General features: G+C 41.4%; 11 protein-coding genes and 1 tRNA gene. 7 read left to right on the plus strand and 5 right to left on the minus strand.

Annotation, left to right across the window (positions count from 1 at the left end; genetic code table 11):
• The first annotated feature begins 5 nt into the window (after positions 1-5).
• Positions 6-1,475 carry an aldehyde dehydrogenase gene (locus PR767_RS12780; protein WP_272520408.1) on the plus strand — a complete coding sequence of 490 codons (1,470 nt, stop codon included), beginning with the start codon at positions 6-8 and terminating at the stop codon, positions 1,473-1,475.
• Positions 1,476-1,516: 41 nt separating this feature from the next.
• Positions 1,517-3,160 (plus strand): thiamine pyrophosphate-binding protein, encoded by a 1,644-nt coding sequence (locus tag PR767_RS12785; protein ID WP_110731711.1) that lies wholly within the window; start codon positions 1,517-1,519, stop codon positions 3,158-3,160.
• Between the two features lie 124 nt (positions 3,161-3,284).
• Here the strand turns inward: PR767_RS12785 and PR767_RS12790 are convergent, their stop codons facing one another.
• The 3 genes from PR767_RS12790 to PR767_RS12800 all read right to left on the minus strand — a co-directional run bounded on the left by PR767_RS12790 (position 3,285) and on the right by PR767_RS12800 (position 5,480).
• Positions 3,285-3,779, minus strand: coding sequence for a nucleoside deaminase (locus PR767_RS12790; RefSeq protein ID WP_109911730.1), 495 nt, complete (start codon positions 3,777-3,779; stop codon positions 3,285-3,287).
• Positions 3,780-4,187: 408 nt separating this feature from the next.
• Positions 4,188-4,264, minus strand: a tRNA-Ile gene (locus tag PR767_RS12795).
• A gap of 619 nt (positions 4,265-4,883) precedes the next feature.
• Positions 4,884-5,480 (minus strand): GNAT family N-acetyltransferase, encoded by a 597-nt coding sequence (locus tag PR767_RS12800; RefSeq protein ID WP_109911818.1) that lies wholly within the window; start codon positions 5,478-5,480, stop codon positions 4,884-4,886.
• Between the two features lie 223 nt (positions 5,481-5,703).
• Here PR767_RS12800 and PR767_RS12805 point away from each other — a divergent pair, with 223 nt between their 5' ends.
• Complete coding sequence (locus PR767_RS12805; protein ID WP_272520409.1) at positions 5,704-7,725, plus strand: NADPH-dependent 2,4-dienoyl-CoA reductase; 2,022 nt, start codon at positions 5,704-5,706, stop codon at positions 7,723-7,725.
• A 109-nt stretch (positions 7,726-7,834) separates the two neighbouring features.
• Here the strand turns inward: PR767_RS12805 and sstT are convergent, their stop codons facing one another.
• Together sstT and PR767_RS12815 are read right to left on the minus strand one after the other, a co-directional pair.
• Complete coding sequence (gene sstT / locus PR767_RS12810; protein ID WP_004908393.1) at positions 7,835-9,088, minus strand: serine/threonine transporter SstT; 1,254 nt, start codon at positions 9,086-9,088, stop codon at positions 7,835-7,837.
• A 263-nt stretch (positions 9,089-9,351) separates the two neighbouring features.
• Positions 9,352-10,311, minus strand: a complete 960-nt coding sequence (locus PR767_RS12815) for a TerC family protein (protein ID WP_109911701.1) — start codon at positions 10,309-10,311, stop codon at positions 9,352-9,354.
• Positions 10,312-10,924: 613 nt separating this feature from the next.
• Between PR767_RS12815 and PR767_RS12820 the strand changes: the two genes are divergently transcribed.
• The 4 genes from PR767_RS12820 (at position 10,925) to PR767_RS12835 (ending at position 12,836) form a co-directional block, all read left to right on the plus strand.
• Positions 10,925-11,593 carry a DedA family protein gene (locus PR767_RS12820; RefSeq protein ID WP_004908389.1) on the plus strand — a complete coding sequence of 223 codons (669 nt, stop codon included), beginning with the start codon at positions 10,925-10,927 and terminating at the stop codon, positions 11,591-11,593.
• 237 nt (positions 11,594-11,830) lie between these two features.
• Positions 11,831-12,136, plus strand: a complete 306-nt coding sequence (locus PR767_RS12825) for a DUF883 family protein (protein WP_109911700.1) — start codon at positions 11,831-11,833, stop codon at positions 12,134-12,136.
• 6 nt (positions 12,137-12,142) lie between these two features.
• The gene (locus PR767_RS12830) at positions 12,143-12,550 is read left to right on the plus strand and encodes a phage holin family protein (RefSeq protein ID WP_004908385.1); all 408 of its coding nucleotides are present in this window, start codon (positions 12,143-12,145) and stop codon (positions 12,548-12,550) included.
• Positions 12,537-12,836 carry a YqjK-like family protein gene (locus tag PR767_RS12835; protein ID WP_004908381.1) on the plus strand — a complete coding sequence of 100 codons (300 nt, stop codon included), beginning with the start codon at positions 12,537-12,539 and terminating at the stop codon, positions 12,834-12,836. Before PR767_RS12830 ends, PR767_RS12835 begins: the two co-directional genes overlap by 14 nt.
• The last annotated feature ends 103 nt before the right edge of the window (positions 12,837-12,939 follow it).

The following is a 12,939-nucleotide window of genomic DNA, read 5'->3' on the forward strand; positions in this document are numbered from 1 at the left end:
CTATTATGAACAAAATGGATATTTTTGTTGGCGGTAAATGGCAGCAAGGTCGCGGGCCTGAAATGCAATCGCGTTTTCCGGGGGATAACCAGGTGATTGCGATCCTTAACAGTGCAAGTTTGGAAGATGTCGAAGATGCCGTAATTACGGCAGATAAGGCATGGAGATCGCCTTCTTGGCATAATCTTCCCGCTCACCAGCGGGCAACTATCTTGTACAACGTGAGTCGCTTAATTGATGAAAACTGCGAAGCATTAACTCAATTACAAACTTTGGATAACGGCAAGCCTTGGGCAGAAGCACGTGGCTTAGTGATGAGCGCAGCAGCAACCGCTCGCTACTTTGCGGCGGTTTGTGAAGTTTCAGGTGGTGAACTTCCTCCTCGTCGCCAGCCAGAGCTGATGGCCATAAGTACCTACCAACCTATTGGCGTGATCGCTGCAATCACGCCATGGAACTCCCCGATTGCCAGTGATATGCAAAAAATTGCCCCAGCGATTGCGGCCGGTAACGCGGTCATCTTAAAACCCGCGGAAGCCACACCTCTAATTTCATTAAAATTGGCTGAGTTATTTGAGCAAGCAGGTTTACCCAGCGGCCTGTTGAGTGTGCTACCGGGTAAAGGTTCGATTGTCGGTGATGCACTGGTTCGCCACCCTCTGGTGAAAAAAATCTCCTTTACAGGTGGCACCAATACCGGACGACAACTGGCTCATATTGCAGCGGATAAACTTATCACCACGTCACTTGAACTTGGGGGAAAATCCCCAACTATCGTGTTGTCAGACGCTGACCTTGATATCGCCGCACATGGTGTTTGTTACGGTATCTTTAGTTCGATGGGGCAAGCATGCATCGCCGGTTCGCGCCTATTTGTGGCTAAAGATATCTACTCATCCTTTATGGAAAAGCTAACACAATTGACCCGCAACCTGATTATTGGTGACCCAAGGCAAGAGCGTGTTCATCTAGGGCCATTAATTTCCCCTTCGCACCGAGATAGCGTCAGAAACTATGTCGAACAAGCCGTTCAGCAAGGGGGGAAGATCCGTATTGGTGGAACTGCACCCGCTGACCCGGCACTCAAAGATGGCAACTACTTTTTACCGACGATTATCGAAGGCTTAAATAACCAATCTACGGTTTGCCAAGAGGAAATTTTCGGCCCCGTGCTCGTCGTAATGCCATTTGATGATGAAGAAGACCTCATTCAGCAAGCTAATGATTCTGTTTATGGGCTTGCCGCAGGTATTTGGACAAAAGATTACACTCGAGCATTTAAGCTCGCCGATGCGCTTGATGTCGGCACTGTTTGGGTCAATACCTACAAAGTTTTTTCTATTTCAACGCCATTTGGCGGCTTTAAAGAAAGTGGCATTGGCCGTGAAAAAGGCCTTGAAAGCCTCAAAGCCTATATGCAACAAAAAAGCCTATTTCTGGCACTTAACCCACAACCAAACCGTTGGTGTGAATAGCAAATCCGTCACCGGATTATGGCAGCATTGAGGAGAATAAAATGTCTGAAATGATTACAGTTGGCGAAGCTATCGCCAGAACACTTGAACAATACCAAGTCACAACGGTTTATGGGGTTATTTCAATTCATAACTTACCCATAGCAGATGCTATCGGGCGCCGGGACGTGATTGATTTTACGCCAAGTCGTGGGGAGGCAGGGGCCGTCACCATGGCGGATGCCCATAGCCGTTTTAGTGGCTTAGGGGTAGCGCTAACCAGTACAGGTGCAGGTGCTGGAAATGCTGTAGGATCAATGATTGAAGCTATGAATGCATGCTCCCCCATGATCCACATTACAGGCCAAGTTGAAAAAGCTTATCTGGATATGGACGCAGGGTTTATTCATGAAACACATGACCAACTCGGCTTTTTACGTTCGAGTTCAAAGCACGCTTTTCGTGTTCATACCCCCGAACAAGCCGTCGCCACGCTGCATAAAGCCATTCAAGTTGCTCAAACTATACCTTGTGGCCCTGTCTCTATCGAGATCCCAATTGATATTCAAAGTGCGCAAGTGCCATTATCTGTACTGAGTGCACCACTTCCCCCTTATAGGTTGCCTGACAGTTGTACATCGTTAGTCAATGCAATTTGGGACAAACTTCAACACGCTGCACAGCCGTTATTGTGGGTTGGCGCAGGAGCCCTACAAGCAAAAGATGCTGTCAAACGCCTTGCTGATGCAGGTATTGCCGTCATCAGCAGTACCCATGGACGAGGTATTTTATCGGATGACCATCCATTCAGCTTACGCGCTTTTCATAATGCAGATTCCGTTGATGCATTAATGCGTTCATGCGATTTAACTATCGTCGCAGGCTCACGTTTACGCAGTAATGAAACCAAAACATGGTCATTACCTTTGCCACACCCCATCATTCAAATCGATATAAACCCACTCGCCGCCAATCGCAACTATTTAGCCGACTTAACCGTAACTGGGGATTGTAAAAGTTTACTTGAAGCACTTGCCGATAAAATCGAACAAGCCAAGCGCCCTATCTCTACTCAGTGGAAAAAACAAGTGCAAGAGGCCGTACAGCAGGCTGAAGAACAACTCAGGCAACAATGTGGCCCTTATAGCCAACTCAGTGATGCCGTAGAGCAAGTCTTACCAAGCGATGGTATTTTTGTCCGCGACATTACGGTATCAGGGAGTTTATGGGGAAGCCGTTTACTCAAAGCGACCCAGCCAATGCACAACATTCACTCCTTAGCAGGCGCAATCGGGCTAGGACTCGCCATGGCAATTGGCAGTGCCAAAGCAAACCCTAATGTACCTGTTATTGGCTTAGTTGGTGATGGCGGGTTAATGTTAGGCGTAGGCGAATTGGCCACTATGGCACAAGAGCAGCTCCCAATTGTATTGATTATTATGAATGACCAAGGTTATGGCGTAATGCGAGGTATTCAGGAAAAATATTTCTCAGACCGCCAATACTATAATGAGTTACTCACCCCTTCATTTAGTCAATTAGCTCAATCGATGGGGATTCAAGCATTTACGATAGATAAAGCCACCGATTTTCAATCAACGCTCCGCCAAGCTGTCGACTTGAAGCAACCTGTTGTCGTTGAAGTGTTAATGAATCATATTGGTACAATGAATTTTTCAGGCCCCCCACAGAAAAAGTTATTTTAACTTTCACCATGGTTAGGGTGGCAATAAGCTACCCTATTTTTTCATTGATAGATAATGATGCAAACGATTAAAGCCATCTGCTTTTTAAATTATTATAGTGGGGAACTATAGCACCCGACTAAGATTATAAATTTGGCTTAAAATATTGCGTATAAATAGAAACCGCTTGCTCTTTTAAGATGCCTTTAACCACTTCAGGTTTAAAGGGGCTTTTGTCAAAGATTTCATCACTCCCCAACATAATATTAAAACCGGCAATCTCGGCTAGTTCATCATGAGAAAGACTATAAACCATCCGACCTAATTGGCTCCATACCATTGCACCGGAACACATACAACACGGCTCACAACTGGTGTACAGCGTATAATCGGATAAATCCATGACTTTATGTTCAGAACAATACTGGCGTATGAGACCCAACTCCGCATGATAGGTTGGGTCACTTTCAGTATGAATATGATTTTCACCTGTCATAACGACTTGGTTATTTTTAACTAATACTGCACCAAAGGGTTCATTGCCATTTTTCGCAGCATCCGTTGCCAAAGCCAAAGCTTGCGTCATAAACTGAATATCTAGCGCATTTTGCTGCTCATTGTTGTTAAGCTTATTTTCCATATACACACCTTTTATGCATAAATTAATTTAATTTTAAAATAACCTAAATAGGTTATATCAAGTCTAGTTATGAATTAATACAAAATAACCTGCGTGTGCACAATTTCCTTGCACATTTGGGAGATGCAAAACATTTGCCCATGTTTTGTTAGTACAAGGGTGCTACTGAAACTATCAAGCTTAAATATATGAAAAGGATTTCAATAGATTCAATCTTTAGGTCACCAAAAGAATTGCAATATCAATCACATAATTTCAAAAAACCAGTAAATATACGAATTAACAAGAAATGAAAAACTGAAATGAATTACAAAAGTATTTAGGGGTAATTAGCGTGATATGCTTTAGAAAAACAAAAAAACCACTTACGATGAAGTGGCTTAATGCGCTGATTTAACAGCTAAAATTTGGTGGCCCCTACTGGACTTGAACCAGTGACCAATCGATTATGAGTCGACTGCTCTAACCAACTGAGCTAAGGGGCCAAAGTGGAGAGGATTATACGTGTAGTTTTAGCTTAGGTCTAGTGTTTCGAAACCGTATGCTGAAATTGTGTTCAACTCAATCCCTCCACTTATAATTCAATGCGATAGCATAAGCAATTGCTATCATTTGAAAGTCGTTTTCTGCAATTTTAATGAGCTCTACTCTTTTTTATTTAAATCAGTTTCTCACACCTTATCTATATTTAACTTTTACCAATATCAAATTAATAATAAAAACAACATCATAATGGCAACTAAACTTATTAAAAGTTCTTCATTCAAATAATTGATATAAAACAATATTTTTTACATTCAGACCTCACAATATAGTTTATAGATAATTCTCATATAGAACAAAAATGATGAAAAAAGTACATGCAGTTCAATATGGTTGCGGAAAAATGGGTAAATGTTTGATCCGTTACTTGTAAGAACATGGTGCTGACGTTGTGGCGACTTTTGAAATCAATAAAGCGGTTATTGGCAAAAATATAGGCGAAATCACAGGAGCGAGGCCAACAGAGGTTAAAGTACAAGCGCTACATAAAGCAGCGAAATGTTAAAGCTTGATGTTGGCATCATCGCCCACCTTTCGGTGGGCGATTACTGGCACCTAATCTTAGCGCGGTTTCACCATCTGCCATTCTAAGTGATGTTTTATCGACGGCCATTCTGATTCGATAATGCTATATACACAGCTATCACGTAGCTCACCTGTTTTAGTTTTCATATGGTTGCGCAAAATACCATCGAGCTTGGCCCCTAAACGTTCAATAGCTCGACGACTTTGGCTATTTAAAAAGTGCGTACGAAACTCCACTGCAACGCAATTTAATTCCTCAAAAGCATGCTTTAACAGCAAATATTTAGCCTCTGTATTTAATGCAGTGCGTTGTACTTCGACCCCATACCAAGTGGCTCCGATTTCAACCCGTCTTACCGCATGGTCCACACGGTTATAAGAAGTAATACCAACAGGCTTACCAGTGCGTTTATCAATCACCACAAAAGGTAAACATTCCTTTTTCTGGAAATTTTCCAGACGCTTTTCCACATCTTGAGAAAAATGCTCAGGCTCAGGAACTAAGGCATACCACAAATTATTTAACCCATCTCGTCGAATGATATCTGCCAGTTCGACATCATATTGGTGAGATAGAGGTTCAAGGCGAACGTATTCACCTTCTAAAGTAATAGCTTGGCAAATCTCTTTCATCATTGTTTCCCCTATATCGTTCTTTATGCTGTGTGTCTCTTTTTTTAATCTCTGTTTATGACATAAAAATAAAAAAACACCTATTTTTTATGACACTCAGCTATTTAACCGAAAACATATGATAAAAATCACAAAATTTTAACATCTTTACCAAATTGCAGCTTCATTACGCTACAGTTAACTCATCTGACCTGTTAATGAAATCCCGAATGGGAGTATAATAATGAGCAATTTTCCACACCTTTTTACCCCGCTTGATTTAGGCCATACCGTCCTAAAAAACCGTATTTTGATGGGCTCGATGCATACTGGGCTTGAAGAGCACCCGCAAGGCAGCGAGCGGCTAGCGCATTTTTACCGCCTACGCGCTGAAAATGGTGTCAGTCTGATCATTACCGGTGGTATCGCCCCCAATCCAGAAGGGGCGCTTACCGCTCATGGCGCAGTATTAAACGACAAAAACCAACTTTCATTTCATCAACAAATCACGGATGCCGTCCACCAAGCTGACGGTAAAATCGCCTTACAAATCTTACATGCAGGGCGTTATGGCCTGCATACTAAATTAGTTGCACCAAGTCCTATTCAAGCAGAGATTATTCCATTCGCCCCCCGAGAACTCTCAACTGATGACGTTGAAAAAACGATTGATGACTTCGTGACAACAGCCAAACTCGCTCAACAAGCAGGCTATGATGGTGTCGAAATTATGGGCTCCGAAGGCTATTTAATTAACCAATTCATCACCAAACGTACCAACCATAGAACCGATAAATGGGGTGGAAGTTACACAAACCGAATTCGTTTTCCTATTGAAATCGTACGGCGAATACGGGAAGCTGTTGGCGCTAACTTTATTATTATTTATCGACTTTCCATGTTGGATTTAGTTGAAGAAGGTTCAATATGGGAAGAAATCGAATTACTCGCCAAACAAATTGAAAATGCAGGCGCCAGTATGATTAACACGGGTATTGGTTGGCACGAAGCTCGAATACCGACGATAGCAACGCAAGTTCCCCGTAGTGCATTTAGTTGGGTTACCCAGAAATTAATGGGAAAAGTGAATATTCCGCTGATAACCACTAACCGCATCAATGACCCTTTTGTTGCAGAACATATTATTGCCAATCATCAAGCCGATATGGTTTCAATGGCTCGGCCGTTTCTGGCTGATGAAGCGTTTGTTCGTAAAGCGGCAGAAAATAGAGCAGACGAAATCAACACCTGCATTGGCTGCAACCAAGCCTGTCTCGACCTCATTTTTAGTGGCAAACTGGCCAGTTGTTTAGTTAACCCACAAGCCGTTAGAGAAATGGATTACCCCAACGAAAAAGCCCCACAGAGTAAATCTGTTGCAGTTGTTGGCGCAGGGCCTGCTGGGTTGTCTTGTGCAATTTACGCGGCAAAACGGGGGCATCGCGTCACTTTGTTTGAAAAATCTAACCACATAGGTGGGCAATTTAACCTCGCAAAGCAAATACCCGGTAAAGAAGAGTTTCATGAAACTATCCGTTACTTCTGCCGACAACTAGAACTATTACATATTGATGTACGCCTTGAACACCAAGCCGATGTTGACTGTTTATCGGGATTTGATGAGGTCATTATTGCAACGGGCGTCACCCCACGGAAAATCCAGCTCGAAGGCATTGAACACCATAAAGTCATTTCTTATATCGATGTCATCACCAAACAGCGTTCTGTTGGTAAAAGCGCCGCTATTATTGGTGCTGGAGGGATTGGCTTTGATGTTGCTGAATTGCTAACCCAGGAAGGGAAAAGTAGCAGTTTAGATACTTCACTATTTAATAAAGAGTGGAATATTGATACCTCAATTCATTCTAAAGGTGGCGTATTCCCCCCACAAAAAGTCCCTATGGCATCAGCCCGTCAATTGTACTTATTACAGCGTAAAAATAGTAAAGTTGGGGCAGGCCTTGGTAAAACGACGGGTTGGGTTCACCGTTTATCACTGATGAAACGTGGTGTTCATATGCTAAATGGTGTTGAATACATGCGAGTTGATGACGAAGGGCTCCATATTCGCTATCAAGATAAAACGCAGTGCCTTCCCGTTGACAATGTGATTTTATGTGCAGGACAAGAGCCTTACCGTCCATTAAAAATACAATTAGCAGAACGTGGCATTAATGCCCATGTTATTGGCGGTGCTGATGTAGCAGCCGAGCTTGACGCTCGCCGCGCAATTGAACAAGGAATGAAAATCGCGTATCAGCTTTGATTGCTCGTTCTGTTGGTGAGGTTTGTCACTGACAATTAACCGTATTTTCAAAAATAAAGGCAGAGATTGTTTTCACGATCCCTGCCTTTTTATTTAGTTCACTTGCTCATTAATCACGGTGAGATAACCGCGCTTCCGCGTTCGCCAGTTTCTCATCTTCCGCTAAACACACCGCCGCAGTAAATAACACGTCAGTTGAAGAATTAAGCGCCGTTTCTGCTGAATCCTGTAACACGCCAATCATCACACCAACTGCGACCACTTGCATCGCAATCTCATTTGAAATACCAAACATGTTACAAGCTAATGGGATCAGCAATAGTGAGCCCCCCGCAACCCCAGAGGCGCCACATGCACAAACTGCTGCCACAACACTTAATAATAATGCCGTTGGGATATCAACAGGGATCCCTAACGTATGTACCGCAGCTAACGTCAGAACAGTAATCGTTACCGCTGCACCTGCCATATTGATTGTTGCACCTAATGGGATAGAAACAGAGTAGGTATCTTCATGCAGATTCATACGACGACACATCCCCATATTCACAGGAATATTCGCTGCAGAACTACGTGTAAAGAATGCCGTTACCCCACTTTCACGTAAACAAGCGAAAACTAATGGATATGGGTTGCGTTTCATTTTCCAATACACAATTAGTGGATTAACAATGAAAGCAACAATTAACATACAGCCAATTAATACTGCGAGAACATGTATATAGCCTTTTAAGGTTGCAAAGCCTGTCGTTGCGATAGTTGAAGCAACTAAGCCAAAAATCCCTAAAGGCGCTAAGCGGATCACAACACGTACCAGTTGTGTTACTGCATTAGAAAAGTCATGAACTAAATTTTTTGTGGTTTCATTTGCATGGCGCAGCGCAATACCCAGCCCGATCGCCCACGCTAATATACCAATATAATTACCCTTAATCAGTGCGTCGACAGGATTCGCAAATATATTGATTAGCAAACCTTTTAACACTTCGGCAATATTACCCGGTGGATTTAACTGTGTATCCCCCACGGCTAAAACTAAACTTGACGGGAACAGGAAAGAACCAATAACGGCAACAACCGCGGCAAAAAATGTTCCCAAAATATACAACACCAGGATCGGTTTGATATTGGTTTTTTGCCCTTGACGATGGTTAGCAATGGATGACATCACTAACACCCATACCAATACCGGAGCAACCGCCTTTAACGCACTAACGAATAAATCCCCTAACAACCCGACATTTTTTGCAGCAGATGGCCATAACCATGCAAGCAAAATACCCGCGACCAAGCCAACCAGTATCTGTTTGACTAGACTACCTTGGCTAATAACTCGCCATAACCCTGTTTTATTTGTATCCATAATAGACCTATATTATTTATCTTTATTAGGAATTAAATGTGTTTGCACAGCAAGTATAAGGAATAATAGTCGCCTGAAAAGGCAATTATTCAAAATATACACAATGATTGACTTTGTTTAACAAACATTTTACATAACTGTGATCTCAATAGAGTTTTGTTTCTTATAGTAGAATGAGAGGAGTAAAATGGTTGAGTATTTTCATAGGGTTAAAAAAAATCCCCTACTTTTACAGTAGAGGATTTAAAAATAAAAAAGCTAAATTAACTTTTTGCTTCGTTACGTTTATTAACAATGGCATTAATGATTAACGTTACGACTAAGATTGAGGCAATTACCCCCAACGAAATCGGCGTTGGAATATGGAAAATATCAATCAATAGCATTTTTATACCGATAAAGCTTAAAATTACTGCTAAGCCGTATTTTAGCATTGAGAACTTTTCAGCAACTCCAGACAACAAGAAATACATCGCACGTAGGCCTAAAATGGCAAATAAGTTCGATGTTAAAACAATGAATGGGTCAGTCGTTACCGCAAAAATAGCAGGTATGCTGTCCACCGCAAATATCACGTCACTAATTTCAACTAAAATCAGCACTAAAATAAGTGGGGTCGCAAATAGGACACCATTGCGTTTAATAAAGAATTTTTCACCATGCAATTCATCCGTCATACGTAAATGAGAACGAACCCATTTTACTAACGGTTTATCCGTGATTGGCGAGTCATCTTCTTTAGCAAAAGCCATTTTCAAACCAGTAAATAGCAAAAACAAGCCAAATACATATAAAATCCAGCTAAATTGTGTGACTAACCAACTACCTGCAAAAATCATAATCGTACGAAGTACGATAGCGCCTAATACTCCATAAACCAGCACACGACGCTGTAAATTTGCAGGGATTGCAAAATAACTAAAGAGCATTAACCAAACGAATACGTTATCAACAGCTAATGCTTTTTCTAATAAATAACCCGTTAAGAACGCCATTGTTTGGCTATCGGCAAACTCACGTCCCACGTTTTCATTAAGATACCACCAAAAGCCCGCCGCAAAGAGAAGCGAAAGCGTTACCCACACGATACTCCAAGCCGCAGCTTGTTTCATCGACATTGCTTGGCCTTTGTGTTTCCCTTGCCAGAACAAATCAATGAGTAACATAAGTAAAATAATAACGGCAAAACTACCCCATAAAATTGGGTTACCAACTGAGTGCATTTTCCTTTCCCTTAAAAACAAAAAACGGCTGATATCCAGAAGACATCAGCCGCTTAAAATTCATTAACCACAAGTTATGTCTTTTGGTTGTAAATTATGAGCAAACCTCGCCTTCTGGCAAGGTCTCACTTACAACACAAATAACCCGAAAACAGGGAACTGTGGTGCTCGGCTACCGGGTGTAATGAGTACACCGTAATGACGATAAACCGACAAGAAGAAGTTACTCCCCTTTGCTATGGCGATAAGATACGGTAAATAGTCTTAAAATGCAATAATTAGCCATTATTGTTTTATCGTTATTTTTTTACATTAAAAGATAAATTAACCAGTATATTTCGCATACTCTAAGCAAAAAACAGGCTAAAAGCCGTTTTTAAGCACTTTACATCATTACATGGCACACAGTAATTTGTAAAAATCGGCCGAAACTTAAATGAATTCTAAAAATAAGCTTAAAATTTGCTGTTTAGTTATTTTCTGTTTTGTTAAAGTGAGCGTGCTTTACACTAACAGCCTGAGGAAACACTACTTTCACTTTGGCATTCACTTAATCCATTTCTCCCTGCCCAACAACAAGTTTGTTGCTGTTATTGCCGTTTAGGAAACATTAATGGAATTAGTTAAAGAACTTTTTTTCGCCCTTTGGCACCAAGATTATGTCACCCTATCTAACCCTGCGTTAGTGTGGTCGATTTATTTCATGCTGTTCGCTATCTTGTTTCTTGAAAACGGGGTATTACCTGCAGCGTTTTTACCTGGCGATAGCTTGTTGATTTTAGTTGGTGTACTCATCGCTAAAGGCACATTAAGTTATCCACTCACCATCGTAATTTTAACCGCTGGCGCCAGTTTAGGTTGCTGGGTAGGTTATATACAAGGGCGATGGCTAGGGAACACACGTATTGTTAAAGGCTGGCTAGCACACTTACCCGAACACTACCACCAACGCGCTCATGGCTTATTCCATCGTCATGGCCTCGCTGCCTTATTAATTGGCCGTTTTTTAGCTTTTGTTAGAACACTGCTTCCAACAATTGCAGGCCTCGCAGGTTTGCAGAATGGCCGTTTCCAAGTATTTAATTGGTTAAGTGGTCTGTTGTGGGTGTTAATTTTAACGGCTATCGGTTATGGCTTTGGTAAAAGCCCAATCTTCCTACAATATGAGCATCACATTATGAATGTATTGATGCTAATTCCTGTAGGCTTATTAATCCTTGGGTTAATCGGTAGTATTGCTGTTGTCGTAAAGAAAAAACTGTCTAGCAAAAAAGCAAATTAATCCGCCTATGCGAGAACTTCGAGTTCTCGCATTTTTATTTTTACCTAATTTTACGTCTTAATATTTCTATCCCTTACAACTAAGTTAACCTACTAATATTAAAAATATTTTCCTAAATACTATTTTTTACATTTTTTCTGATCCCATAATTTATTATCGAATAACTCATTGCACTTAATGCAAAAACAGTTATTGTTAATACAGTGAAGTTTCTTTTCTATTGATAGGAGGTTCTATATGTCATTAAATCATTCATCAGAAGACCTACGTGCGGAACTAAAAGCGTTAGCAGATTCTCTTGAAGCCGTATTGAATGATACAGGCGAGAAGTCGAAAGAAGAGATTGAAAGCTTAAAATCCAAAGCGAAAGATGTACTTTACTCATCTCGTGCTAAGCTCGGCCAAACCACCGAAAGGATCACTGAACAAACTAAAGAAATTGCGGGTCGCGCAGACAACTATGTCAAAGAAAATCCATGGACTGGTATCGGTATTGGTGCTGCCGTTGGTGTAGTTCTTGGCGTACTTCTCGCGAAACGTTAATTGCTTATGGAACAAAATCAACAACGTCAGGGCCCCGGTAAAGGGGTCCTTGAAATACTGCAACGCATCGCCAGTATTACCGTTAATATTGTTGAAACTCGCCTTCAGCTCATTGCCGTTGAGCTCGAAGAAGAGAAAGTTAATTTTATCCAGTTGCTATTATTAGTTGGGCTAGCGCTTCTTTTTACTGCTTTTGGCCTGATGTGTCTAATTGGGCTCATTTTTTGGTCTGTAGACCCTGTTTACCGTTATCAAGCACTGGCTATCACTACAGGGAGTTTGGTTCTACTCGCCATTATCTTTGCTAGTTGGGCGCTCAAAAAAGCAAAACAGTCCACTTTATTGAGCTCCACACGGGAGCAACTAAGCCAAGATGCAAATGCATTAGCAGGTAAGGATAATGACCAGAAATAAACGCCAATTACTTGCCGAAAAAAAACAACGGTTACTCAACAGAATTGAGCAGCAACGGAATGACCTTGCTGCCAGTTCTGAGGATTGGCTACATGTGACAGCCCCTTATGACCGTACATGGAAAGCCTTCGTTACCTTCCGTCCTTTGTTTATTGCAGCAACAGGCCTGCTTTCGATTTATTCACTAAAAAAACCACAACGTATACTTCAATTAGGGAAAAAAGCCTTCACAATGTGGGGCATAGTAAGAACAATTCAAAGTACAATTAATGCAGGAAAAAAATAATTCAACTTAAAATCAATAGGTTAGTCTAACCACTACACTTCAACTCATTTCCCCCTCACCACAGTTCAAATTTTTTGACCATCTTTGTGAATAAGCTTTGCTT

The organism is Providencia sp. PROV223, assembly GCF_028479245.1.
Lineage (GTDB): Bacteria > Pseudomonadota > Gammaproteobacteria > Enterobacterales > Enterobacteriaceae > Providencia > Providencia rettgeri.